The following is a 25,350-nucleotide window of genomic DNA, read 5'->3' on the forward strand; positions in this document are numbered from 1 at the left end:
GGGGCGAATCGAATCGGTCGCCGTGCCGGTGGATCCACGCCATGCGTGGATGAGCGTTACATCGCGTCGCGCACGTCCATCAGCGCAAACCCCAGCAGGTTCAATCCGCGCCACCGCGCCGGGTTGTGCGCGTCGGCGTGGTCCTTGGCCAGGCCGATGCCCCAGATGAAATCCACCGGGCTGGCTTCCACCAGCACCCAACGCGCAGTGGCGCGCAGGAAGGCGCCCAGTTCCGGGTTCTGGCTGAACTTGGCGCGGTTGCCAGCCACCACCAGGTCGTAGCGCGCCTGTACCCAGCGCGCTTCATCGAAGCCTTCGATCTGGCGGCCCAGCGCCTTTGCCTTGTCCGGTGTGGCGCTGGTGATGATCTTGTCGAGCAGCGCGCTGGCGCCGAACAACCGCGCCTTGCCGGCCATCATGTAGTGCTCGGCGGTGCGGTAGTGCACGCCATCAATGTCGAAGCCGGCGTCATACCACTGGCTGAAGCAGGACGCAGACACACCGCTGCGCGGCGGCTGGTGGCCCCAGAAACACAGATAGCGCAGGTCTTCGCCTGCGGCCTGGCGTTGCTGCAGGTCGTGCAGGAAACGGGAATCGTCGCTCATAGGCATACGGTAGCGCGTTCGGCACCCCCCGTCCGCCGGGCACGGCCCGGCCCTCCCCCTGCCTACGCGGTGCGGGCGAGGGCCAGGCGGAGCAGTCGCGCGTCCAGGCGCTCTGCGAAATCCGTCGGGGCCTGTAGACCCATGCGCTGCAGGTACACCGCATCGCCGTCGCCGGCCGGTTGCCGCAACGCTGCCCAGACGGTACGCAGCTTGTCGCCGCGGGTCTGCGTGTTGGCCTTCAGCCAACCCAGCGCTTTCACCAGCACCTGCTCGATCTCGTTGAAGTCGCTGCCCAACGGATAGTCCGGCAGTCTGCCATCGGCGCGGAACGGTGCCAGCGCTGCCGCCAATGCCTGCGGCGTATTGCGCTGCAGGCGCACCGGGTGCGGTTGCGCGGTCGCCAGCAGCTTGCGCGCGGCATGTGCCTGCTGCAGCAGATCGCCCTGGAACGGGGCTTCGGTGATCGCGGTCATCGCATGCACGCAGTCCTCGTCGGTCAGACCTCGCAGGTCGGCGATGCCGTACTCGTTCAGGTAGATATCGCGCAGGTGGCGCGGGATGGTGGTGTGCCCGTAGTTCCAGCGCACGTTGGACTCGCGCCGGCCCTTGTCATCGCGCGCGGCGCGGAACATCAGCACGCTGCGCGCTTCCGGCAGGGCATGCGCCATCGCCACAAAGTTGTACTGGCCACCCACGCCGGACACCACGCGGCCATCGTCCAGCGCGTCCGACACCGCTGCACCCAGCGCGGTGGCCATCATGCAGGAATTGAAGAAGCGCGCGTGCCGGCGCTGCAGGCGTTCCAGCGTTTCGTTGCCACCGTACAGCTGGTTGATCTCGCTGATGCGGCGCATGCCGATCGCACGACACTCATCTTCCGGCAGCGTGCGCAACCACTCGTAGAACTCCGGCGAGCCCAGGTAGAACGCGCCGTGCAGGTACTCGCCCTCGGCGGCCAGGGTGGCGTGGTCGATGGACAGCGTGCTGCCATTTTCGATGCGCTGCATCAGCGCCAGGTCGTCGTGCACCTTGCGCTTGATCACCCCGGTCTGCACCAGCCGGCGGAAGCCCTCGTTGAGCATCTCGCTGCAGCCGTACAGGCCCACTTCGAACGGATCCAGCCCGCCGATCTCCTGCACCAGCGGGTGGCTGGCCAGCTGCGGATCCAGCGCGTGCAGCACGCGGCGGTAGCGGGCGTTGTCGGTGTGGCGCAGCACAAGCGCATGGCTGAGTGCATCGGCCAGCGTGCCGATACCGATCTGCAGGGTGCCGCCGTCGCGCACCAGCGTGCTGGCGTACAGGCCGATGGCGTAGTCGGCATCGCCGACCGGCTGCCGCGGCAGCCCGAACAGCGCCGGGTACGGCGGTGGCGGAGTGATCACCAGATCGAAGAACGACACATCGACCGTTGCCGAGCCGCCCAGATAGGGCAGCTGCGGATCGATCTCGGCGATCATCAATGGGCGCGGCAGGCCGCGCGCGGTCATCGCATCCAGCGTGTCCTGGGTGATGTCGTTGTTGCACGACAGGGAAAGCCGGCGGTCGTTCGGGCGCATCGCCACCTTCTGCACGATCACCTGCGGTGCGCGCTGCGCCACCGCGTCGGCGGCATGGGTGTAGTTCAGGCTGGTATAGCTGGATTGTGCCTGCCGCGACCCGAGCAGGGCGCCGGACTGCATGTAGAACTCTTCCACCTGCACATGTGCCGGCAACGCGTCGCGCGCGATCGCATCGGCATAGGCCAGGCGCGGGAAATCGTCGCCGAAATGGCGCTGCGCGAACGGCGCCAGGAAGCGCGCTTCCAGACCGTTGCCGCGCGCCTTCGGCGGGTTCAGCGACAGCGCGGTATACAGCTGCAGCGGCCGCGAAGGGTCGTGCTCGACGCGTGCGTAGAGGGCATTGAGCAGCCGGTGTGGCTTGCCCAGTGCCAGCGGTGCCCCGATCCGCAGCGGCCCGTCCACGCGCGCAAACAACCAGTCGACGGCGGCGTCCAGGTCGGTGAGGTGTTCGGTCATGCGGGGCGGTCCTGCGTGTGGGGGAGTGCGGGCATTACAGCATGTCGGGCTTGAACCGCCGTCGACGCGAGACTTCCGCGCCGGACACCATGAACTGCCCATCGCCGCGGTAATGCACCGTGCGCGGCAGCTTCGGCCGGGGCGCGACGTGGGCGCGCACGATTTCCCAGATGAACAGGTTGCTCGATTGCACCTGGCTGTCGTCGTAAAGACGGCATTCGAAGCAGGAATGGCATTGTCCGACCAGCGGCGCGCCAACCTCGCGCGCAGGTACTGCATCCAGCCCGAAACGCGCGAACTTGTCGACCTCGCGGCCACTGCAGTTGCCGATGTCGACCACGGTATCGAGCAGCTCCACGCCGGGTACGTTGATCACGCACTCGCCACTACTGACGGCCAGTGCATGGCTGTGGTTTTCATTCCACAGGTAGGTGGCGACCAGCGACGGCGAAAAGCCCATCACCATGTGCCAGCCCATCGTCATCAGGTTGCGCTGGCCCTGCCACGCGGTACTGACCAGCACGATCGGGCCGGGTTCGAGGAAGCGGCGCGCCTGCTCGACCGGGAATTCCTTCTTGGACAGCGCTTTCATCCGGGGCCTGGGGCGGGAGGAATCGATGCTGACGCAGCCGGGATGAACCCGGAGTCGAGGGGCTTGACAGATGATTCGATTACGCGCGTAATCGTGTTGTCGATTACGGATGTAAACCATGACCCCGATCAGCGAAGCCGAAGCCGTTGTGATGGAGGTGCTGTGGCAGCAGGCACCGCGTAGCGCCGATGACGTGGTGGCCGCGCTGGCCCATCGCGACTGGGCCGAGCCGACCATCAAGACCCTGCTCAACCGCCTGCTGACCAAGGGCGCGATTGCCGCCGAGCGCGATGGACGGCGTTACCTGTACCGGCCGCTGCTGCAGCGCCAGGCTTGGGTGGAGGCGCAGAGCCAGGACTTCATCGGGCGTGTCTTCGAGGGGCGCGTGGCGCCGCTGGTCGCGCACTTCAGCGAACGTGGCCAGTTGAGCGCACAGGACATCGCCGAACTGAAGAAGCTGATCCAGGAGCTGGACCATGACTGAGCTGCTCGACGGACTGTGGCAGGCCAGCCTGTGGCTGGCGGTGGGCGTGATCCTGCTGGCAGTAATGCGGCCGCTGCTGGTGCGGATGGGCGGTGTGGGTCTGGCCTACCGCAGCTGGTGGCTGCTGCCGATGCTGCTGGTGGCACTGATGCTGCCGTTGCCGCAGGTTGCGTTGTTGCAGCAGGTACCCACGCTGCCGCTGAAAGTGATGCCCGGTGCCATCGATGCTCTGAACGGGCCGTCGTTGCCATGGGCAGGGCTGTTGTTCGCGCTGTGGGCGCTGGGCGCGGGCATCTGCCTGCTGCGCGACCTGCGCGCACAACTCCGTTTCGAACGGCGGATGGGTCCACTGACGCCGCGCACCGATGGCAGCTGGCAGGCCAGCGGCGATCCCGGCCTGCCCGCGCTGGTGGGCCTGTGGCGACCGCGCATCGTGGTCGGCCCGGCATTCGACCAGCAGTTCACCGCACAGGAGCAGAACCTGATCCTGCAGCACGAGCGCAACCACCGTCGCAACGGCGATCACTGGGCCAACGGCGCGCTGCTGCTGGCGCGCGTGGTGTTCTGGTTCCACCCGCTGCTGCCATGGGCCGCACGCCGCTTCCTGCGCGATCAGGAACTGGCCTGCGATGCCCGCACCATCGGTCCGCAGCCTGCGCTGCGCGGCCTCTATGCCAGCACGCTGCTGAAGGCGCAGCTGGTCCACCCGGTTGCGCCCGCGGTTTGCCATTGGCGCAGCCAACCCGTGTTGAAGGAGCGTATCGCCATGTTGAAGCAGTCCAAGCGGAAGGCATTGCCGTGGGTGTCCGGGCAGGTGCTGGTGGTCGGGTTGTGTGTGGGCATGGGGGCGGTGGCATGGGCCAGCCAGGGCGGTGCGGCCGGTGGCACCCGGATCGGTGTCGAGCCGTTCGAACATGCGCAGGACGATGCGGCCAAGGCGGGGTTGGACCGGCCGATCCAGGTGGACAAGATGCCGCCGCCGTCCTATCCGAAGTCCGCCGTCGAGCAACGCCAGGTAGGCGTGGTCAATCTGCGCATCGAAGTGGATGCACAGGGCCATCCGACCGATGTGCGGGTACTCAGTGCGACCAATCCGGGGGTGTTCGACGCCGTCTCCGTCGCCGCCGCGCGCAGCTGGACCTATAGTCCCGCGGTGAAGAACGGCAAGCCGGTGGCCGGTGCCGTACGCATTCCGATCACCTACGCCATGGATGACACCGAGGACGCGAAGTGAAGTCCGCGCCGCTGTTGATGATGGCAGCGCTGCTGGTGGGGTGTGCAACCCAGGATCGCCTGACCACCGTCGATACCCGCAGCGAGAATGTCGGTCACCAGCGCCTGCAGCCGCAGGCGGGCGGCGGCAGTGGGCAGCTGCAGGTGTATTCGCTGGGTGCGACCGAGGGCTACCGGATGCCGCAACTGTACGCGGCACCGGACCCGGAGGTCGGGGATAGCGACCCGCGCGCGGAACTGGCGCCGACCACCATCTGCCTGCAGGTGGTGGTTGATGCCAACGGCGACGTCGAGCGCAGCCTGCCATTGACCGATCGCCCGGAGTGCGCGGCAGGGGCTGCACGCGAGAACGCGCCCCTGCTGCAGGCTGCGCAGGAAGCCGTGGCGATGTGGAAGTACTCGTCCGCAGCGGTCTGCCACTTCGCGGCCGGCAAGGTGCCTGCCGACCGCGGCGACTGCCGCGGCGCCGAGCGCGTCGAGCCGGTAGCGGTCACCCTGCAGTACGCCTTCACGTTCGAGATCGTGAAGGGACGGCACGTGGTGCGCACGCAGGGAAAATGACTGCTCGCGATGACCAGGATAGCGCCGGTCCACACCCGGCGGGCGCAGTGGCGTGGATCAGGCCCCGCCCTGGATGTTGGCCTTCACCGCTGGCTGCATCAGCTTCGGTTCTTCCAGCGTCGCATCGCGGGCCTGGCGCACGCTGACGAACTCCGCCTCGGCCACGCCGTCGTGCACGTGGATATTGTGCGCGCGCTGTTCGCCGATGGTGGTCTCGTTGGCGAACCCGCGGCCACCCGGGCCGTAGTCGTGGCAGACGAATACGCGCGTCGCATCGGGCAGGGCCAGCAGACGCTGGATCGAGCGGTACAACTGCGCGGCATCGCCGCCCGGGAAATCGCAGCGGGCGGTGCCGCCATCGGGCATGAACAGCGAGTCGCCGGTGAACAGCGCATCGCCGATCAGATAGGCGATGCTGTCGCTGGTGTGGCCGGGCACGGCGATGACCTGACAGCGCAGTTCGCCCAGAGCGAAGGTCTCGCCATCGCTGAACAGGCGATCAAAGATCTCATCGGCGGCCGGAAGCTGCAGGCCGTAGCGCGGCGCAAAAGTGGCCTGCACCGCACGGATGCCTTCGCCGATGCCCAGCGTGGCCTGCGGAAAGCGGTGCTTGAGCCGGCGCCCTGCCGACACATGATCGGCGTGGGCATGCGTCTCCAGCAGCCAGCGCAGCTGCAGGCCTTGTTGTTCGATGGCATTCAGCACGTCGCGCAGCGGTGCTTCGCTGCTGGCGTCGGTATCCGGGTCGTAGTCCAGTACCGGGTCGATCAGCGCTGCCTCGCCACTGGCCGGGTCGCTGACCAGATAGCTGAAGGTGTTGCTGTCACGGTGGAAGAACGACTGCACCTGGACCGACATTGGAACGCTCCTCAGCGCGTGCCGAGCACGCGGTTCAGCAACTGCGCCAGGTTCTCGCCGGCCAGTCGCAGCTGCGCTTCGGCCAGCGGCCGGTAGCGCTCGGTGTATTCATCACCGATCTTACGCGTGGCCGGATAAACGCCAGCTTGCATGGAAATGCGGCAGCTGGCCTCGGCCCAGGCCTGCGGGTCGCGCTGCGGGTTGGACTGGCGTGCCAGCTTCGGCGCGCGGTGGCTCTGCAGCAGCGGCAGGTAGCCGGCATCGTCCAGCTTGCGGGTGTTGAGCATGCCGCTGTCCCACAGCGAGTGCAGGTTCGTACCGCGGTTGCCGAACTGCAGCTGGAAATCGTTGCCGCCCTTGTCATGGGCGTAGCCGGCGTGCATCGGCTGGTGGATGTCACCCACCAGGTGCACGACGAACTTCAGCGCCTGCAGGCGCTCGCCGTCGGTCAGGCTGCGGTCGCCGAGGATGGCACTCTGTGCTTTCAGTGCCTCGACAATGCAGTTGCCGCTTTTGCAGTGCTTCGGTGCTTCGTAGTGGCAGTTGTCTTCGGCGATGTTGACGTAGTGCCAACCGGCCGAGCGACGGCCCAGGCCGGGGTCCTTGGCGCGCAGCTGATCGGCCCAGGGCGCGATGCTGGCCAGGGTGGCGTCTGGCTCGGTGGCCAGCAGACGGTCCACTTCGGCGCGGGCGGCGGGGTTGAGGCGGGCGTCGGCGACTTCGGCAACCAGGCGGTGGCCTTGTGCGCCCCAGGCATGGGCCGGGGCGGAAGCGGACAGCAGGGCCGGCGCCAGGGCGGCGGCGAGGAACAGGGAGTGCAGGGCTTTCATGCGCACATTCTAGCGGGCCTCGGCAGGCCCGGGCTTGATCACGCCTGGTGTTCGCCACGCGGCCTTGATGCGGCGGCCGCTAGGGTGGCCCGTGCACATGCGGGGAGGGGCCGATGGCGATCACGGACAGGCGCATCATGGCCGGGCATCCCGATGACGACGGGTTCGCTGCCGCGTTCGATGCCCAGGTGGTCTGGCGCATGCGCTGGGCCTGCGCCGTGGCCGGGGCGTTCTCGCTGGGCTTTGCCGTGCTCGATACCTACTGGTTGCCGCCGGACGTGCACGCGCCGGTGCTGCGCTGGCGGCTGGGCGTTCTGCTGCCGGCACTGCTGCTCGGCGTCGCGCTGACCTTCGTGCCGGTGCTGCGGCGCCACCTGCAGTGGCTGGGCGGCAGCGTCGTGCTGGTCAGCGGGCTGGCGCTGGTGACCATGATCTGGACCGCGCACCGTGCCGGCGTGGACTACCCCTACGAAGGCATCAGCCTGTTCCTGTTGTTGAACTACTTTCTGTGCGGGCTGCGCTTCGGGGTAGCGACGCTGACCGGAACCCTGATCGCGCTGGCCTTCGTGCTGGCCGAGCTGCAGGTGGGCCGGCACTGGGCGCAGATGCTGCAGAGCGTGATGTTCGTGCTGGCCAGCAACCTGGCCGGCATTGTCGGCAGCTACATCTCCGAACGGCAGGCGCGTGCAACGTGGCGGGCCGAGCAACGCCTGGATGCATTGGCCAACCACGATGGGCTTACCGGCCTGCTGAACCGGCGCGCCTTCGATCGCCAGGCCAACCAGATCTTCCAGCGCTATCTGCGTACACCGCATGCGCGTGGCGCACTGCGCATCGCCATGATCGATATCGACTACTTCAAGCGCTACAACGACCACCACGGCCATCCCGCCGGTGACACCGTGCTGCATGCGGTGGCGACGACCCTGGCTGCTCAGCTGCGTGGTAGCGACTCGGTGGTGGCACGCTACGGCGGCGAAGAGTTCGTGGCGCTGGGGCACTGGGCGCCGGGACAACCGGAATCAGCGCCGTTCGAGCAGCTTCGGCAACAGGTGCAGGCGCTGGCGATCGCACATGTCGATTCGGATGCGGCCCCGGTGGTGAGCGTGAGCATCGGTGTGGCACGCTGGCATGATGATGGTGGCGATACGCTGGAACAGGCATTGGCGCGGGCCGATGCAGCGCTGTACCGCGCCAAGGAAGGCGGCCGCAACCGGGTGGAAGTGGCGCCGGATCAATAATCGACTGAAAGGCGGCCCGTTCATGCTTCTGTAGAGCCGAGCCATGCTCGGCTGATCTTCTTCGGGTACCTGCGCGCTCCGCGCGATAGCCGAGCATGGCTCGGCTCTACAGAAGAGCGCGCCTCTGCATGCTTTCCAAAAAAAAGCCCCGGCAAAGACCGGGGCAACATGCTGCGAGGGTTTTGCGTTCAGCGGGGGAGCGGGGGGAAGCCCCCGCGCCCGGCACACGCTTAGAACTTGAAGACGTACGACGCGCCGTAGACCAGCGGATCGATGTTGACTGTGCCGATCTTCTCGCCGTTCAACTTCACCTTGCTGTCGATGTCGATCCAGCGCATGTCCACGCGCAGGGCGCCCTTCTCGCCGATCGCGAAGTCGATGCCGGCATGCGCGGCCAGGCCCCACGAATCCTGCAGCTTCAGCTTGCTGCCGGCCAATGCGCCGGTGGTGTCTTCGCTGAAGAAGGTCGTGTAGTTCACGCCGGCGCCGACGAACGGCGAGACCTTGCCCTTGCTGTTGAAGTGGTACTGCAGGGTCACCACCGGCGGCAGCTGCTTGGTGCTGCCCACGCGGCCCAGGCCGTTGATGTTGATGTCGTGCTTGAACGGCAGCGCGGCCAGCACTTCGATGCCCAGGTTGTCGGCGATGAAGTACTCGCCGGTGATGGTCGGCTTGACGTCGTTGTCGACGTCGACCTTCAGGGTGTGGCCGGCCAGCCAGCCGTTGTTCGACTTCGGCGCCACCTGGTGGACGCCGGCCGAGACGGTCCAGTCACCCTTGGACTGGGCCATGGCCGGGGCGGCGGCGAGGGACAGGGCGGCGGCCAGGCCGGCCAGGATCAGGGGGGAGGTCTTGCGCATGGGGGTGATCTCGTTGCTGGGTGGATGGCGACAGTCTCGGCCTCACGCCGCGCTAACGCTTTGATCCGGATCAAATCCTGTCCGCCCGCCCTCTGGCGCGGGGGCTGGCCCACGGTGGCCAGCCCCGGTTTGCTAGACTTGTGGGCCCTATCCATCCCGCCGCACCCGTCGCGGCCGCAGGAGCTTGAGAACATGGCAATCAAGGTTGGTATCAACGGTTTCGGTCGCATCGGGCGTAACGTCCTGCGCTCGGCGGTGCTGAACTTCGGCGACGACATCGAAATCGTGGCCATCAACGATCTGCTGGAGCCGGATTACCTGGCGTACATGCTCAAGTACGACTCCGTGCACGGCCGCTTCAAGGCCGACGTGGCCGTGCAGGGCAACGACCTGCTGGTGAACGGCAAGAAGATCCGCCTGACCCAGGAACGCGACCCGGCCAACCTGAAGTGGGACGAAGTCGGCGCCGACGTGGTGCTGGAAGCCACCGGCCTGTTCCTGACCAAGGAAACCGCGCAGAAGCACATCGATGCGGGCGCGAAGAAGGTCATCATGTCGGCCCCGTCGAAGGACGACACGCCGATGTTCGTGTTCGGCGTGAACGACAAGACCTACGCCGGCCAGGCCATCATTTCCAACGCGTCGTGCACCACCAACTGCCTGGCCCCGCTGGCCAAGGTCATCAACGACAAGTGGGGCATCAAGCGTGGCCTGATGACCACGGTGCATGCGGCCACCGCCACCCAGAAGACCGTCGATGGCCCGTCCAACAAGGACTGGCGCGGCGGCCGTGGCATCCTGGAAAACATCATTCCGTCGTCCACCGGTGCGGCAAAGGCCGTCGGCGTGGTCATTCCGGAACTGAACAAGAAGCTGACCGGCATGAGCTTCCGCGTCCCGACCTCCGACGTGTCGGTGGTCGACCTGACCGTCGAGCTGGAAAAGGAAGCCACCTATGCCGAGATCTGCGCCGAAGTGAAGGCACAGAGCGAAGGCGCGCTGAAGGGCATCCTGGGCTACACCGAAGACAAGGTGGTGGCCACCGATTTCGTCGGTGAAACCCACACCTCGGTGTTCGACGCAGACGCCGGCATCGCCCTGGACGGCACCTTCGTCAAGCTCGTGTCGTGGTACGACAACGAGTGGGGCTATTCCAACAAGTGCCTGGAAATGGCCAAGGTTGTCGCCGCCAAGTAAGGCCGGCGAAGATCGCACGCGGACCCCGGCCTGGCCGGGGTTCGTCGTTTATGGGGCCGGCCCTGTCGTAGCATGGCCCGGTCGACCGCTGCCGCTGGGGCGCGGGATTGCAATGGAAGCATGCAATGGAAGCACTCATAGCCCTGGTGGTACTGGTTCTGCTGGCCATCCCGCTGCTGCTGGTGGTGGCGCTGGTGATGATTGCCGGCCTGCGCCGCCGTGTGGCCGCGCTGGAGGCCGCCATGGCTGACGCGCCGGCCGCCCGGCCGGTTGCAGCCGAGCCTGCGCCGGAACGGTCTGCGCCCCTGCCTGTGGCCGGCGCCGATCCGCCGTTCCTGCGGCCGGTGGCAGCTGCCGCACCGCCTCCGCCCCAGCCAACGCCACCGCCGGTGCGCGAAGCGGTGTCTGCGGCAGTGGAGGCGCCGCGCCCGGTCGCACCACCGCCGGTGCCACCCGCGCCGGTGCAGCCGCCGTTGCCCCCCGAACCGGCACTGCCCAACTTCATCGAGCGCGGCATTGGCGCGGTCAAGCGTTGGTTCACCGAGGGCAACGTGCCGGTCAAGATCGGCATGCTGGTACTGCTGGCCGGTGTTGCTGCGCTGTTGAAGTACGTCAGCGACCAAGGCTGGCTGGTGTTGCCGATCGAGCTGCGCCTGGCCGGCGTCACGGTGGGTGCACTGGGCCTGTTGGCGTTCGGCTGGCATCAGCGCGAGCGCCGGCGCCTGTTCGCGCTGGCGCTGCAGGGCGGTGCCATCGGCGTGCTGCTGTTGACCATCTTCGCCGCGTTCAAGCGGTTCGAGCTGCTCAACCCAGGGTTTGCCTTCGCCAGTTCGATTGCGCTGGTGGCTGGGCTGTGCGTGCTGGCGGTGGTGCAGAATTCGCGCACGTTGGCGGTGCTGGGCATCCTCGCCGGCTTCATGGCACCGCTGTGGCTGTCCACCGGCAGTGGCAACCACGTGGGGCTGTTCAGCTACTACGCGGTGCTCAACGCTGGCATCTTCGCCATCGCCTGGTTCCGTCCGTGGCGTGCGCTGAACCTGCTTGGCTTCGCCTTTACCTTCGGCATCGGCACGTTCTGGGGCGTGTTGCAGTACGCGCCGGACAAGTTCAGCAGCACCGAGCCGTTCCTGCTGCTGTTCTTCGCCTTCTACCTGTTGATCCCGCTGCTGTACGCGCGCCGGCAGCCCGCCGGGCGACGTGACCTGGTCGACGGCAGCCTGGTGTTCGGCACGCCCCTGGTCGCCTTCTCGATGCAGGCGGGCATGCTGCACGAGCAGCCGATGACGCTGGCGCTGTGCGCGCTGGGCCTGGCGGCGATCTACGCGGTACTGGCGCGGGCGCTGATCGCGCGCGCGTCGTACACGGTGCTGGCGCAGTCGCATGCGGTGCTGGCGGTGGGCTTCGCCACGCTGGCGGTGCCACTGGCACTGTCTGCGCGCGCCACCGGCGCGGTGTTCGCGCTGGAAGGTGCGGGCCTGGCCTGGCTGGGCCTGCGCCAGAAGCGCTGGCTGCCGCAGGTGTCCGGTGCGCTGCTGCAGATCGGCGCCGCGTTCGCCTTTGTGGCAGGCGCCGACCACTGGCTCGACGACGCCCGCTTCCTGCTCAACCCGACCGCCATCGGTGCGTTGCTGCTGGCCCTGGCCGGGTTCGCCTCGGCGTGGAGCTACCAGCGCAGGGTGCGCCACGAGATCGCACTGGTTTACTACCTGTGGGGCCTGCTGTGGTGGCTGGGGGGGCTGGTGCACGAGATCTTCCGCTTCTTCCCGCACCGCACCCAGGCCGACGCGCTGCTTGTGCTGGTCGCAGCCACGGCCTGGCTGGCGGCTGAAATGCAGCGCCGCCAGCCGGCACGCGCGCTGGGCGTCACCGCGCTGGCGATGCTGGCCCTGGGCTTCCCGCTGGCGCTGATGCAGAGCGATGCGCACCAGCAGCCGTTCGCCGGCTATGGCGCGCTGGCCTGGGCGGTGTTCGCGGCGCTGGGCGTCCGTACGTTGCTGTGCCTGCGCCAGGGCGGCAACACCGTGGCACGTATCGCGCAGTTCCTGTGGTGGCTGCTGTGGCCGTCGCTGCTTTCGTTGCTGGCCCTGTGGGGCGGTGGCGAGGCCGGGCTGGCACAGGGCTGGACGCTGCTGTTGTTCACGCTGCCGTGGCTGCTGATGGCGGCGCTGTCGTTGTGGCGCTGGGACGCACTGCGGTGGCCCCTGGGGGCTGCCTTCGACAGCGTGCGCCTACCGTTGCAGTGCGTGCTGTTCGGCCTGCTGTCCGCAGGCTGGCTGTTCGGCCAGTTGCTGCCGGGTGACGCAGCGCCGCTGCCGTGGCTGCCGGTGTTGAACCCGGCCGAGTTGGAGCAGTGGTTGAGCCTGGCGCTGCTGGCGCGCTGGCTGTACAGCGGGCAGGCGCCGCAGGCACTGGTGAAGATCCGGCTGCCGCTGTTGGCATTGGCCACCTTCGTCGCGCTGACCAGCCTGGTGCTGCACGGCGTGCATCAGTGGGGCGGCCTGTCGTGGAGTTCGTCGATGATGCGTTCCAGCCTGGCGCAGACCAGCCTGACCGTGCTGTGGAGCGTGCTCGGCGTGATCGCCTGGGTATGGGGTTCGCGCCGCGGCCAGCGCGTGTTGTGGATGGTCGGTGCCGTGCTGATGGGTGTGGTACTGGCCAAACTGGTCATTGTTGATCGCCAGCACCTGGGCAACCTGCTGGGCATTGCATCGTTCATCGCCTACGGCCTGCTGTGCACGGTCGTGGGTTATCTGGCACCGGCACCGCCGAGCGCGGCGCCGACCGTGGAGGAAAAACAATGAAGACGTGGAGCAGGGCGCTGCTGCCGGCGATGTTCGGCATGCTGGCCGCCGTCACCGCACAGGCTGCCGATTACCGTACCCAGTACGCCGAACAGTGGCCGCTGACGTTGTCCAGCGCACAATCGGGTGCCTACCGTGTCGTGCTGGAACCGGCGATCTACCGTCGCTCCGGTAGCGCAGACCTGGGTGACGTGCAGGTGTTCAATGCCGCCGGCCAATCGTTGCCGTCGGCATTGCTCGCGCCGGACCAGCCGCTGGCACAACCGCCGGTGCAGCGGGAACTGCCGTGGTTCGCGTTGCCGCCGCTGGCCGAAGCACAGCGTAACGACCTGCAGTTGCTGACCGAGCGCGATACCGATGGCCGTGTCCGTCGCGTGGAAGCACGTGTGACTGGCGGTGCAAGGGCCAACGGGCAGGGCGGCTGGCTGATCGACGCCAGTGTGCTGGGCCAGCAGCCGCTGGCGGCGCTGGTACTGGATTGGGCCGACAGTGGCCAGCCGTTGCAGGCTCAGGTGCAGCTGGACGTCAGCGACGACCTGCAGCATTGGCGTGCACTTGGCCGCGACATTCCGCTGGTGGACCTGCAGCGCGCCGGCAAGCGCCTGCTGCAGCGCCGCCTGCAGGTGGATGGGGAAGCGCGCTATCTGCGCGTGCTGGCGCAGGGCGATGCGCGTCTGCCGACGCTGCGCAGCGTACTGGCCGAGCTGCCGCCGGCACCGGCCACACTGCCATGGGAGTGGTTGTCGCTGGCACCGACCTCGAAGGGCAAGGGCGAGTACACCTTCGAGATGGATGGCCGCTTCCCGGCGGCACGTGCCGACGTGGCCAGCACCGACAACAGCCTGGTGCAGTGGACATTGTTCAGCCGCGATGACCAGAGCGCGGAATGGCAGCGCCGCAGTGCACCGTGGATTGCCTATCAGCTGCAGCAGGGTGCGCAGGGCCAACGGCAGCAATCGGCCGCGCAGCCGCTGGGCGGGGTGCATCGGGATCGCTATTGGAAGCTGGTGGCGAACCCCGCCGAAACGGCAACCGCACCCACCCTGCGCCTGGGTTATCAACCCGAAGTGCTGGTGTTCCTGAGCCAGGGTGCAGCGCCGTATGCACTGGCGGTGGGCAGCGCGACCGCGCGCCGCATGGAAGCGCCGATTGGTGTGCTGATCGAGGAACTGCGCCAGCGCAATGATCCGTCGTGGCAGCCGACGCTGGCGCGCCTGGAAGGCAGTCCGGAACCGCTGGCCGGCGATGCGGCGCTGAAGCCGCAGCACGATTGGAAGGCGTGGTTGCTGTGGGTGCTGCTGGGGCTGGGTGTGTTGGTTGTTGGCGGCCTGGCGGTCAGCCTGCTTCGGCAGAAGCCGGCGCCTTCGGCGTAGGTTCCGGCGAACGGCGCAGCCCCTCGTGGGTGGGCGGTTGGTCGCGTAAAGCAAAAGCCGTGCTTGGCCGGGCGGGGTGGGTTCGCGGGAGACGCCGTGAACCCGTCCCTGGGGGCTTGGCCGCGGCATCCATGCCGCGGACACTCCCGCGAACCCACCCCGCCCGGCCTCTGACAATTTCCGTGTGCGTCCACCCACGGAAGGAAAAAAAGAAGAGCAAAAGCTGCTTGGCAGGGCGCTCTTTGTAGAGCCGAGCCCACGCTCGGCTGCTGTTCGCGATAGACCCAGCCGAGCACGGGCTCGGCTCTACATTTTTCTCCGACATCAGAAACCGCTCTTGCCTTTGCCGTCCGCTCCGCCTCATGAACCTGTCGAGGCCGGGGTGGTGTGGGCTCGCGGGGGCGTAAGCGCCATGGATGGCGCGCCCGAGCCTCCATGGACGGATTCACGGCGCCCCCTGCCAGCCCACACCGCCCCGGCCCACCCCCAGCATCATGAAGCGTCAGCGCTTTGGCAGTTGCTGTTGCCGTTGCCGTTGCCGTTGCCGTTGCCGTTGCCGTGCGCCTCTGCCTGCCGCAGGCATCGACCCTCCCACCACCCGCACCCGATACAATGGCCGTCTGCCGTACCCCGGCATCCCGTCCCTGAGCCAAAGAGTTGCCCATGTCCATCGTCCGCATGACCGACCTCGACCTCTCCGGCAAGCGCGTGCTGATCCGCCAGGATCTGAACGTGCCGATCGAGAATGGCCGCATCACTTCCGAACAGCGCATCACCGCTTCGCTGCCGACGCTCAAGCGCGCGCTGGAGCAGGGCGCGGCGGTGATGGTCACCTCGCACCTGGGGCGCCCGAAGGAAGGCGTGTGGAGCGAAGCCGATTCTCTGGCGCCGGTGGCCCAGCGCCTGTCCGAACTGCTCGGCCGCGAGGTTCCGCTGGTGCGTGACTGGGTCGACGGCGTCGAGGTGCAGCCGGGCCAGCTGGTGCTGCTGGAAAATTGCCGCATGAATGTCGGCGAGGGCAAGGACGATGAAGCCCTGTCGAAGAAGTACGCGGCGCTATGCGATGTGTTCGTGATGGATGCCTTCGGCACCGCGCACCGTGCGCAGGCCTCCACCCATGGTGTCATCCGCTTCGCACCGGTCGCGGCCGGTGGCCCGCTGCTGATGGCCGAGCTGGACGCGCTGGCGCAGGCGCTGGATGCACCGGCCAAGCCGTTGCTGGCCATCGTCGCCGGCAGCAAGGTCAGCACCAAGCTGGAACTGCTGGCCAACCTGGTCGGCAAGGTCGATCAGCTGATCGTGGGTGGCGGCATCGCCAATACTTTCATTGCTGCCGCTGGCCATAACGTCGGCAAGTCGCTGTATGAACCGGACCTGCTGGACACGGCGAAGAAGATCGTGGCCGATGCGAAGGCGCGTGGCGCCGACATTCCGCTGCCGGTGGACGTGGTCACCGCCAAGCAGTTCCTGCCCGACGCTGCCGCGGAAGTGAAGGCGGTCGATGTCGTTGCCGAAGACGACCTGATCCTGGACATCGGCCCGCAGACCGCCGCGCAGTACGCGCAGCTGATCGAGAAGGCCGGCACCGTGGTCTGGAACGGCCCGGTCGGCGTGTTCGAGTTCGAGGCCTTCAGCAAGGGCACCGAAGCGCTGGCCCGCGCGATCGCCAGCTCGAAGGCGTTCTCCATCGCCGGCGGTGGGGACACCCTGGCCGCGGTCGACAAGTTCGATATCGCCGGCGACGTCAGCTACATCTCAACTGGTGGTGGTGCGTTCCTGGAGTTCCTGGAAGGCAAGACTCTGCCTGCAGTGGCCGCACTCGACGCGCGCGGCGCATGAGTGGCGAGCGCGGCAAGGATGTGCTGTTCTTCGACCTGGACGGCACGCTGATCGATTCGCAGGTGGGCATCACCGCCTGCATCGCCTATGCGCTGCAGAAGATGGAGTACCCGGTGCCGCCGCAGGACACCCTGCGGGGCTGGATCGGTCCGTCGCTGCGTACCACCTTCATGCCGCTGTTCGGTGAACCGGCGCGGGTGGAACAGGCAGTGGGCTACTACCGGGAGCGCTTCGATGTCGAAGGCTGGCGCGAGCACACGGTGTACCCGCAGGTGGAGGACACCCTGCGCACGTTGCATGGTCGCGGCCACCGCCTGGCGGTGGTCACGGCCAAGAACGAGCCGCATGCGCGCCGCATCCTTGCCCACCTGCCGTTCGGCGGGCTGTTCGAGGAGATCGTCGGTTCGACCCTGGACGGCTCGCGCAGCCACAAGCCGGAACTGGTCGGCGAGGCGTTGCGTCGGCTGCAGGTGCAGCCTGCGCAGTGCTGGATGATCGGCGACCGCCGCATGGACATCGAAGGCGCGCGCCACCACGGCCTGCGCAGTGTGGGCGTGCTGTGGGGCTTTGGCGGTGAGGCCGAACTGACCGAAGCCGGCGCGGGCCAGCTGGCCCGTGAGCCGGCGCAGCTGACGACGCTGTTGGCCTAGGCTCCTGTAGAGCCGAGCCCATGCTCGGCTGCTTCGGCCTATGCCCAGCCGAGCATGGGCTCGGCTCTACAGAACTGCCTGCGCCGGCGTATGTCCGGGTGATGTCCGTTCCATGACCCGCGAAGACAAGCGGCACAAGGCTGTAACCGTATACATGCGACGTGAAGGATGTGCTAATTTCCGTCCTTTACCGGGAGAGGCCCATTCACCATGTTCGAGCGTCAGCGTCGCACCAAGATCCTTGCCACCCTCGGTCCGGCCACTGATCCGCCGGGCGTGCTGGAGGATCTGTTCCGCGCCGGCGTCAACGTGGTACGCCTGAACTTCAGCCATGGCGACCCCTCCGGCCAGGCCAAGCGTGCCGCCGAAGTGCGTGCCGCCGCTGCCCGCGTGGGCGTGGAAGTGGGCATCCTGGCCGACCTGCCGGGCCCGAAGATCCGCATCGAGCGCTTTGCCGAAGGCAAGGTGCAGCTCAAGGCGGGTGACCGCTTCGACCTGATCGCCAGCACCAACGTCGGCCCCGGCGATGCGACCCAGGTAGGCGTCAGCTACCTCGGCCTGCCGCAGGACGTCGGCCCGGGCGATGTCCTGCTGCTCGACGATGGCCTGATGCAGCTGCAGGTGGTGGAGGTGCAGGGCGAGCGCATCATCAGCACCGTGCTCAACGACGGCGCGCTGTCTGATCGCAAGGGACTGAACAAGCAGGGCGGTGGCCTCTCGCTGGGCGCACTGACCGAGCGCGACAAGGAACTGATCGGCATCGTCGCCAAGATCGGTGTCGACTTCATCGCCGTGTCGTTCTGCCGCAACGCGCAGGACATGAACGACGCGCGCGAGATCGCCCGCTCGCACGGCTGCGATGCCGCGCTGGTGTCGAAGATCGAGCGCACCGAGGCGATCGAGAACCTGGAAGAGATCGTCGAGGCCAGTGACGTTGTGATGGTCGCCCGTGGCGACCTCGGCGTGGAAATCGGCGATGCCGAGCTGCCCGGCCTGCAGAAGAAGATCATCAAGGCCTCGCTTGCGCAGAACAAGGTGGTGATCACCGCCACGCAGATGCTGCAGTCGATGGTTGAAAGCCCGATCCCGACCCGCGCCGAAGTGCTGGACGTGGCCAACTCGGTCATCGATGGCACCGACGCGGTGATGCTGTCGGCCGAGACCGCTGCCGGTGCCTGGCCGGTCAAGGCGGTGGAAGCGATGGCGCGTATCTGCCTGGGTGCCGAGCGCCAGTTCCAGACCGAGACCGACTTCAACGCCTCGCCGCGTAATCTGGAACGTGCCGACCAGGCGATTGCCATGGCCACCATGTTCCTGTCGCAGCACGTGGGCGTGCGTGCGATCGTGGCGATGACCGAATCCGGTGGCACCGCCCGCTACCTGTCGCGGTTCCGCGCCAAGGCGCCGGTGTTCGCAGTCACCCGCCACGACGGCGCGCGCCGCCAGATGGCCCTGATGCGCGATGTGTTCCCGATCAACTTCGACAGCCGCGGGCTGACCCCGCGCGAAGCCGCGCGCGGCAGCATCCGCCTGCTGGTGGAAGCCGAACTGCTGCAGGCCGGTGACCGCGTCGTGTTCACCAGTGGCGAGCACATGGAAACCCACGGTGCCACCAATACCCTGCGCCTGCTGGAAGTGGGAGAGGACGGCCGCGCCATCGGCCTGGGCGACCTCTGAGGCCCGCCGGGGTCGGATCCCCGCAAGGGCTCTGACCCCGTGCCGCAGGACATCGCTTGTCCTGCGCCGACATTGGAATCGTTTCCATTCTGGCCTGCACGCCGGCGCAACGGGCGGCGGGGCTATACTTGTGTTTTTCCCGCACCCGCCACAGGAAGTACATGAGCATCGAACAGCTGGCTGAAACCGCCCAGGCCATGGTTGCCCCGGGCAAGGGCATCATCGCGATCGACGAATCCACCGCTACCATCGCCAAGCGTTTCGCTGGCGTCGGTATCGAGAACACCGAGGAGAACCGTCGTGCCTACCGCGAACTGCTGCTGACCACGCCGAAGCTCAACGAGCACATCTCCGGCGCCATCCTGTTTGACGAAACCATCCGCCAGTCGACCAAGGACGGCGTGCCGTTCGCCAAGTACATGGCCGACCACGGCATGATTCCGGGCATCAAGGTGGACAAGGGCGCGCACCCGCTGGCCGGCTGCCCGGGCGAGCTGGTGACCGAAGGCCTGGATGGCCTGCGCGAGCGCCTGCAGGAGTACTACAAGCTGGGCGCGCGGTTTGCCAAGTGGCGTGCTGTGATCAACATCGGCGAGAGCATCCCGTCGGGCACCTGCATCGAGTCCAACGCCCATGCGCTGGCCCGCTACGCAGCGCTGTGCCAGGAATGCGGCCTGGTGCCGATGGTCGAGCCGGAAGTGATCATGGACGGCGACCACGACATTGAAACCTGCTACGAAGTCACCGAAGCGACCCTGCGTTCGCTGTTCGACGCCCTGTACCAGCAGAACGTGCTGCTGGAAGGCACCATCCTGAAGGCTTCGATGGTCATCTCGGGCAAGGACTGTGAAGAGCAGGCCGACGTCGAGGAAGTGGCCGAGTCGACCGTGATGTGCCTCAAGAGCACCGTGCCGGCCATCCTGCCGGGCGTGGTGTTCCTGTCCGGTGGCCAGAGCGACGAGCAGTCCACCGAGCACCTGAACGCGATGAACCAGCTGGGCAACCTGCCGTGGCCGCTGAGCTTCTCCTACGGCCGTGCCATGCAGCAGGCCGCGCTGAAGCTGTGGGCCAAGGACATGAAGGGCAACTACGCTGCTGCCCAGAAGACCGTGTACGAGCGCGCCAGGGACAATGGCCTGGCCGCGCTGGGCAAGTGGAACGGGTGATCCGTCCCATCGCTGGATGAACAAGGCAGCGCCGGCATCACGCCGGCGTTTGCTTTTGCGGGTATCTTTTCCGCCCCCATGCGCCCGGCCGGTGCGTGGGAACCACATGGAAGGCCAAGGAGAAACAACATGCGTTTGGCAGCAATCACACTGGCCGTAGCCACGGTCCTGGTCGCCGGCGGGTGCAACCGCATCGGTGGCGGCGGTGCCGAGGCAGGCAAGGCCGCGTCGCTCGATTTCGACAAGCCGGTCTCCGGCGAGATCACCTCGCGCAGCGGCATCAACTTCAATGACGGCAGCCATCACCAGCTCTACCAGATCAAGCTGGAAGACAGGGATCTGGTCGGCCTGAAGCTCACTGGTGCCCTCAGCGGCTCGATTGCGGTGTTCAACAACGGCAGCCTGGTATCCACCAGCAACACAGGCTATGAGCGCGAGGGGGACGTCTCGCTGGCTTTCCGTGCCAACGGCAGTGGTACCTACCAGGTGGCAGTCAACGCCGATGGCCCGACCGCGTTCGGCCCTTATCGCCTTCGCGCCGAGAAGCTGAAGCCGTACGACGGCAAGCCGCTGGCGGGCAGTGGCGAGATCGTCGATATGCTGGCCAGCAACTCGCAGGACTACACGTTGCAGGTGGACAAGGCGGGCCTGTACGAGATCCGGCTGGTCTCGGACGCCTTCGACCCGGTGCTGAAGCTGTCCGGGCAGGGCGTGGATGCCGAGAATGACGACGGCGGGGACAGCACCAACTCGCGCCTGACCCTGTCGCTGAAGCCGGGCAAGTACACGCTGACCGCGCGTGGCCTCGGCGACGGCGTCAGTGGCATGTTCACCTTGTCGGCCAATCGGATCGAGCTGCCGGGCAACCTGGTCGATCGCGATGGCACCGCACTGCCGAAGTCCGGCAGCGTGTACACGATGCTCGATAACGATGGCGTCCGCCGCTTCCTGCTGACGCTGGACCGTCCGACCAATGTGCGGCTGGATGCAATCTCCGGCCAGGTCGATACCGTGCTGCGCGTGGTTGGCGGCGATGTCGAACTGACCGACGATGACGGTGGCAACGATACCAACGCACGCCTGGAAGAAGCGTTGCCTGCCGGTCATTACACCGTCGAGGTGTCCAGCCTCAGCAACGGCGCGGGCATGGTGGAAGTGCGTGTGCAGGTGGACGGCGCCAGCGCCGATGGGGCTGCTGCCTCGGCGGCAAGTGCCGCTGCCGACGCGGCCGCTGCTGCGGCCGATGATGCCGCCGCGGTGGAAGCTGCCAGCCGTTGAGCGTGTTCCACACTCCGTGGGAGTGTGGACAACGGCGCAACAGGAAAGGCCGGGCAATGCCCGGCCTTTTCCTTGACGCTGACCGCCGGATTCAGTGCGCGGCGGCGAAGCCCGCATCACCCAGCGGCGACAGCATCGAGCCGCGCGGTTCGCCGTCTGCGCCTTGCCCGGCGGCGCTCAACGCTTGCTGGTACGCCTTGGCCGTCGCGGTATTGAACGCCACCAGCACGATGCGCATCGGCTGCGCATGGCTGCGCTGCCAGGCCAGTGTCTCGGTCACGGCGATCTGCGCCGCCTGGTACAGCGGATAGCCATACACACCGCAGCTGATCGCCGGGAAGGCGATCGACTGCACCCCCAGCGACTCGGCCAGCTGCAGTGATTTCCAGTAGCAGTTGGCGAGCAATGCCGGCTCGTCACGCTGGCCGTCGTGCCAGACCGGGCCCACCGTGTGCAGTACATGCCGTGCCGGCAAGGCGTAAGCGCCGGTGGCACGCACTTCGCCGGTCGGGCAACGCACGCCGGGGCGCAGCTCGGGCAACCGCTCGCACTCGGCCCGCAACGCGGGGCCGGCCGCACGATGGATCGCGCCGTCCACACCACCGCCGCCGAGCAATGTTTCGTTGGCCGCGTTGACGATCGCATCCACCGCCAGGGTCGTGATGTCACCCTGCCAAACTTCGATCTTCATGCGTCCGTCTCCTGCCTGTGAGGTGTTCCGCGCAGCCTCTGCGCCGGCTGTACCCCACGGTAGGGGACAGGGCATCGATACTGCGTCATGACCGTCTCACGCGCTGCGATCCGACGGCCTTCACGCACGATGGCGGTCGCTGCCTTCACGCAGGCTGAAGCGGTCACGGATTCGCGGCAGGCGGTGGCGCCAGGCAATGCCCGGCGGCTTGCGTCATGGCAGGCCAGCCAGCCAGTCGTCGTCGGAACCCTCGTTCACATCGGCGAACAGCGGCGTGGAGAAATAGCGTTCACCGGTGTCCGGCAGCATCGCCAGGATCACCGAGCCCGGCTCAGCGCGGGCTGCCACGTCCAGCGCGCTGGCCACGGTGGCGCCGGCGGAGATGCCGACGAAGATCCCTTCCTCCGCCGCCAGTCGGCGCGCGGTGGCGATGGCGCGGTCATCCTCCACCGACACCAGTTCATCCACCACATCGCGGTTGAGCACGTCCGGCACGAAATCCGGGGTCCAGCCTTGGATCTTGTGCGGTTTCCAATCATCGCCCTTGAGCAGGGCGGCGCCGGCGGGTTCGGTAGCAATGACGCGGGTCTGCGGGCGCGCGACCTTCAACACTTCGCCCACGCCGGTGAGCGTGCCGCCGGTGCCCCAGCCACTGACGAAGTAATCCAGCCGCTTGCCGGCGAAGTCGCGCAGGATCTCGGCGGCCGTGGTGTTGCGGTGATAAGCCGGATTGGCCGGGTTGGCGAACTGGCTGGCCAGGAACCAGCCATGCTGCTCGGCCAGTTCGCGCGCCTTGCGCACCATGCCGCTGCCACGCTCGGCGGCCGGGGTCAGGATTACCTTCGCGCCATAGGCGCGCATCAGTTTGCGACGCTCCACCGAAAAGGTCTCGACCATCGTGGCCACGAATTTGTAGCCGCGCGCGGCAGCGACCATCGCCAGCGCCACGCCGGTGTTGCCCGAGGTGGCCTCCACGATCGTGTCGCCTGGCTTGAGCAGGCCACGCGCTTCGGCGTCGAGGATGATTGCCAGCGCCAGGCGGTCCTTGACCGAGCCGCCCGGATTGAATGACTCGACCTTGGCGTAGACGCTGACCTGTGGCGGTGCCAGGCGCTGCAACCTGACGATGGGGGTGTTGCCGACGGTATCGAGGATGGACTCGTACAGGGCCATGGAAGCGCTCCGGAAACGGGGCCGCGCCGGGCTTCGGCGGGCAAAGGGGGAGGGCTGGCTGTTCAGGCCAGCGGCTGCCGGCTGACCGTAGCGCCGGCATATGACGCCCGGAAATGACCAGATACCTTTCTTAAACAACCTTTGGTTATAAGCTGGTGACGGCAATTGACCCTAGAGTGGACCTCCGCCCCACGCCGCCTGCCTCCCATGACGCTGACCCAGCTGCGCTACCTGGTTGCCATTGCCGATGCCGAGCTGAACATCACGCTCGCTGCCTCGCGCGTGCACGCCACCCAGCCCGGCCTGTCCAAGCAGCTCAAGCAGCTGGAAGACGAGCTCGGCTTTCTGTTGTTCGTGCGCAAGGGCCGCAGCCTGGAGTCGGTCACCCCGGCCGGCACCGAGGTCATCGCCCGCGCCCGCGCGGTGCTGGCTGAGGCCAACAACATCCGCACCTACGCGGCAAACCAGCGTCGCGAGAGCCAGGGTCAGCTGATCCTGACCACCACGCACACCCAGGCGCGCTTCGTGCTGCCGCCGGCGGTGGCGGCGATCAAGCAGGCCTACCCGCAGGTCAGCGTGCACCTGCAGCAGGCCGGTGAAGCCGACGCGCTGGACCGCTTGAACCAGGGTGATGCCGATATTGCGATCATCAGCACCGCAGGCGGTGAGCCCACCGATGGCATCGCAGTGCCGCTGTTCCGGTGGCGGCGCCTGGTGGTGGTGCCCAAGGGCCATCCGCTGGACCGCGCCGGCCGCGCACCGGACCTGGCCGCGCTGGCCCGCCAGCCATTGATCAGCTACGAATCCTCGACCCGACCGAATTCATCCCTGCAACGCGCCTTCGCCGCCAATGGGCTGGTGCCCGATCTGGCACTGACCGCGCTGGATGCGGACCTGATCAAGACCTACGTGCGCACGGGTCTTGGCGTAGGCCTGCTGGCCGAGATGGCGGTCAGTTCCAACGATGAAGACCTGCGTTCGTGGCCGGCCCCGGACCCGATCGCCGAGTGCATCGCCTGGGCGGTGTTGCCGCGCGACCGGGTGCTGCGTGATTACGCGCTGGAACTGGTGCACGTGCTGGCACCGCAGATTGATCCGCGCGACCTGCGCAGGGTGCTGGATGGCAACCAGGCGGCGGCGTGGCCGGTGCCACCGACGTGGGAGTCACTGACCCAGACCATCACGGTGTGAGGTGGGTCGAGCAGGGCTGCGCCCTGCACCTGCTGCAAACCGGAGCAACGTCAACGTCAAAAGCGGGCTATCCGCAGGGGGGCGGGGCGGTGTCGGAGTGCGGGGACGCCGCAAGTACGTCCATGTAGGCTTGGCAGCCGCATCCATGCGGCTGACACCCCGCACTCCGACACCGCCCCACCTCTGACAGATTCCGATGGCTGTTGGTAGGTGTCGACCTTGGTCGACACGGTAGATCCACGCCATGCGTGGATTCTTTTCGATTCCAATTCGAAATATTCGATTCCGATGGAGATTCATCCACGCATGGCGTGGATCTACTGCAGATCGCGGAGATCTGTCGAAGGCGGGGTGGGTCCGGTTGCGGGAGTGTCCGCGGCATGGATGCCGCGGCCAAGCCCCCATGGATGGGTTTACGGCGTCTCCCGCAACCGGACCCGCCCCGCCATCCCACGGATTGCCCGCTTTTGACGTTGACGTTGACGTTGATTCGGCGGGTGCAGGGCGCAGCCCTGCCGATAAACCCCTCCTGCGACGGTTCGTCGCACAGGGCAACCCTGGACCCGCCTCTACACTAGCGCGGTGACCCGCCTGTCCCGCCCGCAGCGCCTTCTGCTCCAGCTCGCCGTCCTGGCGACGCTGCTGATGGTGCTTGCGCCGCTGGTCAGCCGCGCGCTGCAGGCGCCGCAGATGGGCCACGCCGCAATGGCGGGCATGGACCACGCCGCCATGGGCCATGGCATGCACGACATGACCATGGCCGGGCACGACCCGCATGGCGCTTCGCAGGCAGCACCCAACCGGCCAGCCGACCCCCACGCCATGCATGGCGAAGTCTGCGAATACTGCGTGCTGGCCATGCGCCTGCTGCCGTGGCTGGCGGTGCTGGTGCTGCAGTTGCCGCTGCTGTGGCGGCCACGCCTGGTGTTCCCGTGGTCGCAACAGGTGCTGCCGGCACTGCGCTGGCCGGCGCATGCCGCACGTGGACCACCACGCTCCTCCATCGTCCGCTGATGTCCCTATCGAATCTGCCGC

22 protein-coding genes are annotated in these 25,350 nt (G+C 67.2%); 14 read left to right on the forward strand and 8 right to left on the reverse strand.

The window, feature by feature from the left end; genetic code table 11:
• Nucleotides 1-56 precede the first annotated feature (56 nt).
• From ybiA to AC5P8C_RS08770, 3 genes are all read right to left on the reverse strand, one after another.
• The gene (gene ybiA / locus AC5P8C_RS08760) at nucleotides 57-605 is read right to left on the reverse strand and encodes a riboflavin biosynthesis intermediates N-glycosidase (protein ID WP_495218566.1); all 549 of its coding nucleotides are present in this window, start codon (nucleotides 603-605) and stop codon (nucleotides 57-59) included.
• Between the two features lie 62 nt (nucleotides 606-667).
• Nucleotides 668-2,620: an acetyl-CoA hydrolase/transferase C-terminal domain-containing protein gene (locus AC5P8C_RS08765; RefSeq protein WP_495218567.1), complete on the reverse strand. Its 1,953-nt coding sequence runs from the start codon at nucleotides 2,618-2,620 to the stop codon at nucleotides 668-670.
• 34 nt (nucleotides 2,621-2,654) lie between these two features.
• On the reverse strand, nucleotides 2,655-3,212 hold the full coding sequence (locus tag AC5P8C_RS08770; RefSeq protein ID WP_495218568.1) for a flavin reductase family protein: 558 nt from the start codon (nucleotides 3,210-3,212) through the stop codon (nucleotides 2,655-2,657).
• 118 nt (nucleotides 3,213-3,330) lie between these two features.
• Here AC5P8C_RS08770 and AC5P8C_RS08775 point away from each other — a divergent pair, with 118 nt between their 5' ends.
• The 3 genes from AC5P8C_RS08775 to AC5P8C_RS08785 are packed head-to-tail and all read left to right on the forward strand — an operon-like array spanning nucleotide 3,331 to nucleotide 5,490.
• The gene (locus AC5P8C_RS08775; RefSeq protein WP_010484077.1) at nucleotides 3,331-3,696 is read left to right on the forward strand and encodes a BlaI/MecI/CopY family transcriptional regulator; all 366 of its coding nucleotides are present in this window, start codon (nucleotides 3,331-3,333) and stop codon (nucleotides 3,694-3,696) included.
• Complete coding sequence (locus AC5P8C_RS08780; RefSeq protein ID WP_308305412.1) at nucleotides 3,689-4,930, forward strand: M56 family metallopeptidase; 1,242 nt, start codon at nucleotides 3,689-3,691, stop codon at nucleotides 4,928-4,930. The genes AC5P8C_RS08775 and AC5P8C_RS08780 overlap by 8 nt, the downstream gene beginning before the upstream one ends.
• Entirely contained in the window at nucleotides 4,927-5,490 is a 564-nt protein-coding gene (locus tag AC5P8C_RS08785; protein WP_019660008.1) for a hypothetical protein, read from the forward strand. The genes AC5P8C_RS08780 and AC5P8C_RS08785 overlap by 4 nt, the downstream gene beginning before the upstream one ends.
• Before the next feature lie 57 nt (nucleotides 5,491-5,547).
• On the opposite strand, the gene AC5P8C_RS08790 is transcribed toward AC5P8C_RS08785, so the two are convergent.
• Together AC5P8C_RS08790 and AC5P8C_RS08795 are read right to left on the reverse strand one after the other, a co-directional pair.
• Entirely contained in the window at nucleotides 5,548-6,348 is an 801-nt protein-coding gene (locus AC5P8C_RS08790; protein ID WP_019660009.1) for an MBL fold metallo-hydrolase, read from the reverse strand.
• A gap of 11 nt (nucleotides 6,349-6,359) precedes the next feature.
• Nucleotides 6,360-7,178 (reverse strand): S1/P1 nuclease, encoded by an 819-nt coding sequence (locus AC5P8C_RS08795; protein WP_495218569.1) that lies wholly within the window; start codon nucleotides 7,176-7,178, stop codon nucleotides 6,360-6,362.
• A 113-nt stretch (nucleotides 7,179-7,291) separates the two neighbouring features.
• Here AC5P8C_RS08795 and AC5P8C_RS08800 point away from each other — a divergent pair, with 113 nt between their 5' ends.
• Nucleotides 7,292-8,419 (forward strand): GGDEF domain-containing protein, encoded by a 1,128-nt coding sequence (locus tag AC5P8C_RS08800; RefSeq protein WP_495218570.1) that lies wholly within the window; start codon nucleotides 7,292-7,294, stop codon nucleotides 8,417-8,419.
• 230 nt (nucleotides 8,420-8,649) lie between these two features.
• On the opposite strand, the gene AC5P8C_RS08805 is transcribed toward AC5P8C_RS08800, so the two are convergent.
• Entirely contained in the window at nucleotides 8,650-9,279 is a 630-nt protein-coding gene (locus AC5P8C_RS08805) for an OmpW/AlkL family protein (RefSeq protein ID WP_005410839.1), read from the reverse strand.
• A gap of 192 nt (nucleotides 9,280-9,471) precedes the next feature.
• Between AC5P8C_RS08805 and gap the strand changes: the two genes are divergently transcribed.
• The 8 genes from gap (at nucleotide 9,472) to AC5P8C_RS08845 (ending at nucleotide 21,260) form a co-directional block, all read left to right on the forward strand.
• Nucleotides 9,472-10,476, forward strand: a complete 1,005-nt coding sequence (gene gap / locus AC5P8C_RS08810; RefSeq protein ID WP_019660012.1) for a type I glyceraldehyde-3-phosphate dehydrogenase — start codon at nucleotides 9,472-9,474, stop codon at nucleotides 10,474-10,476.
• A gap of 125 nt (nucleotides 10,477-10,601) precedes the next feature.
• A complete protein-coding gene (locus AC5P8C_RS08815; RefSeq protein ID WP_495218571.1) occupies nucleotides 10,602-13,277 on the forward strand; it encodes a DUF2339 domain-containing protein in 2,676 nt (891 codons plus the stop codon).
• Nucleotides 13,274-14,650, forward strand: coding sequence for a DUF3999 domain-containing protein (locus AC5P8C_RS08820; protein ID WP_019660014.1), 1,377 nt, complete (start codon nucleotides 13,274-13,276; stop codon nucleotides 14,648-14,650). Before AC5P8C_RS08815 ends, AC5P8C_RS08820 begins: the two co-directional genes overlap by 4 nt.
• A 663-nt stretch (nucleotides 14,651-15,313) precedes the next feature.
• Complete coding sequence (locus tag AC5P8C_RS08825) at nucleotides 15,314-16,489, forward strand: phosphoglycerate kinase (RefSeq protein WP_019660015.1); 1,176 nt, start codon at nucleotides 15,314-15,316, stop codon at nucleotides 16,487-16,489.
• Nucleotides 16,486-17,139 (forward strand): HAD hydrolase-like protein, encoded by a 654-nt coding sequence (locus AC5P8C_RS08830; RefSeq protein WP_019660016.1) that lies wholly within the window; start codon nucleotides 16,486-16,488, stop codon nucleotides 17,137-17,139. Before AC5P8C_RS08825 ends, AC5P8C_RS08830 begins: the two co-directional genes overlap by 4 nt.
• Nucleotides 17,140-17,349: 210 nt before the next feature.
• Entirely contained in the window at nucleotides 17,350-18,816 is a 1,467-nt protein-coding gene (gene pyk / locus AC5P8C_RS08835; RefSeq protein ID WP_019660017.1) for a pyruvate kinase, read from the forward strand.
• A gap of 161 nt (nucleotides 18,817-18,977) precedes the next feature.
• Complete coding sequence (locus AC5P8C_RS08840; RefSeq protein WP_019660018.1) at nucleotides 18,978-19,982, forward strand: class I fructose-bisphosphate aldolase; 1,005 nt, start codon at nucleotides 18,978-18,980, stop codon at nucleotides 19,980-19,982.
• 129 nt (nucleotides 19,983-20,111) lie between these two features.
• Nucleotides 20,112-21,260, forward strand: a complete 1,149-nt coding sequence (locus tag AC5P8C_RS08845; RefSeq protein ID WP_019660019.1) for a hypothetical protein — start codon at nucleotides 20,112-20,114, stop codon at nucleotides 21,258-21,260.
• Nucleotides 21,261-21,351: 91 nt separating this feature from the next.
• Here the strand turns inward: AC5P8C_RS08845 and AC5P8C_RS08850 are convergent, their stop codons facing one another.
• Both AC5P8C_RS08850 and cysK read right to left on the reverse strand, forming a co-directional pair.
• Nucleotides 21,352-21,951, reverse strand: a complete 600-nt coding sequence (locus tag AC5P8C_RS08850; protein ID WP_019660020.1) for an O-acetyl-ADP-ribose deacetylase — start codon at nucleotides 21,949-21,951, stop codon at nucleotides 21,352-21,354.
• Between the two features lie 213 nt (nucleotides 21,952-22,164).
• Nucleotides 22,165-23,124, reverse strand: coding sequence for a cysteine synthase A (gene cysK / locus AC5P8C_RS08855; RefSeq protein ID WP_019660021.1), 960 nt, complete (start codon nucleotides 23,122-23,124; stop codon nucleotides 22,165-22,167).
• A 207-nt stretch (nucleotides 23,125-23,331) separates the two neighbouring features.
• Between cysK and AC5P8C_RS08860 the strand changes: the two genes are divergently transcribed.
• Complete coding sequence (locus AC5P8C_RS08860) at nucleotides 23,332-24,315, forward strand: LysR family transcriptional regulator (RefSeq protein ID WP_019660022.1); 984 nt, start codon at nucleotides 23,332-23,334, stop codon at nucleotides 24,313-24,315.
• Between the two features lie 582 nt (nucleotides 24,316-24,897).
• A complete protein-coding gene (locus AC5P8C_RS08865; RefSeq protein ID WP_019660199.1) occupies nucleotides 24,898-25,329 on the forward strand; it encodes a DUF2946 domain-containing protein in 432 nt (143 codons plus the stop codon).
• Nucleotides 25,330-25,350 lie beyond the last annotated feature (21 nt).

The sequence above is a fragment of the Stenotrophomonas sp. YJH_SMC_46 genome, from assembly GCF_059370315.1.

Bases quoted from the DNA above. Each gene is read 5' to 3' on its own strand.
- pyk (WP_019660017.1), top strand. From the start codon at position 17,350: ATGTTCGAGCGTCAGCGTCGCACCAAGATCCTTGCCACCCTCGGTCCG.
- AC5P8C_RS08815 (WP_495218571.1), top strand. From the start codon at position 10,602: ATGGAAGCACTCATAGCCCTGGTGGTACTGGTTCTGCTGGCCATCCCG.
- AC5P8C_RS08795 (WP_495218569.1), bottom strand. From the start codon at position 7,178: ATGAAAGCCCTGCACTCCCTGTTCCTCGCCGCCGCCCTGGCGCCGGCC.
- AC5P8C_RS08830 (WP_019660016.1), top strand. From the start codon at position 16,486: ATGAGTGGCGAGCGCGGCAAGGATGTGCTGTTCTTCGACCTGGACGGC.
- AC5P8C_RS08790 (WP_019660009.1), bottom strand. From the start codon at position 6,348: ATGTCGGTCCAGGTGCAGTCGTTCTTCCACCGTGACAGCAACACCTTC.
- AC5P8C_RS08840 (WP_019660018.1), top strand. From the start codon at position 18,978: ATGAGCATCGAACAGCTGGCTGAAACCGCCCAGGCCATGGTTGCCCCG.
- AC5P8C_RS08850 (WP_019660020.1), bottom strand. From the start codon at position 21,951: ATGAAGATCGAAGTTTGGCAGGGTGACATCACGACCCTGGCGGTGGAT.
- AC5P8C_RS08860 (WP_019660022.1), top strand. From the start codon at position 23,332: ATGACGCTGACCCAGCTGCGCTACCTGGTTGCCATTGCCGATGCCGAG.
- AC5P8C_RS08770 (WP_495218568.1), bottom strand. From the start codon at position 3,212: ATGAAAGCGCTGTCCAAGAAGGAATTCCCGGTCGAGCAGGCGCGCCGC.
- ybiA (WP_495218566.1), bottom strand. From the start codon at position 605: ATGAGCGACGATTCCCGTTTCCTGCACGACCTGCAGCAACGCCAGGCC.
- AC5P8C_RS08845 (WP_019660019.1), top strand. From the start codon at position 20,112: ATGCGTTTGGCAGCAATCACACTGGCCGTAGCCACGGTCCTGGTCGCC.
- AC5P8C_RS08800 (WP_495218570.1), top strand. From the start codon at position 7,292: ATGGCGATCACGGACAGGCGCATCATGGCCGGGCATCCCGATGACGAC.
- AC5P8C_RS08820 (WP_019660014.1), top strand. From the start codon at position 13,274: ATGAAGACGTGGAGCAGGGCGCTGCTGCCGGCGATGTTCGGCATGCTG.
- cysK (WP_019660021.1), bottom strand. From the start codon at position 23,124: ATGGCCCTGTACGAGTCCATCCTCGATACCGTCGGCAACACCCCCATC.
- AC5P8C_RS08805 (WP_005410839.1), bottom strand. From the start codon at position 9,279: ATGCGCAAGACCTCCCCCCTGATCCTGGCCGGCCTGGCCGCCGCCCTG.
- AC5P8C_RS08765 (WP_495218567.1), bottom strand. From the start codon at position 2,620: ATGACCGAACACCTCACCGACCTGGACGCCGCCGTCGACTGGTTGTTT.
- AC5P8C_RS08780 (WP_308305412.1), top strand. From the start codon at position 3,689: ATGACTGAGCTGCTCGACGGACTGTGGCAGGCCAGCCTGTGGCTGGCG.
- gap (WP_019660012.1), top strand. From the start codon at position 9,472: ATGGCAATCAAGGTTGGTATCAACGGTTTCGGTCGCATCGGGCGTAAC.
- AC5P8C_RS08825 (WP_019660015.1), top strand. From the start codon at position 15,314: ATGTCCATCGTCCGCATGACCGACCTCGACCTCTCCGGCAAGCGCGTG.
- AC5P8C_RS08775 (WP_010484077.1), top strand. From the start codon at position 3,331: ATGACCCCGATCAGCGAAGCCGAAGCCGTTGTGATGGAGGTGCTGTGG.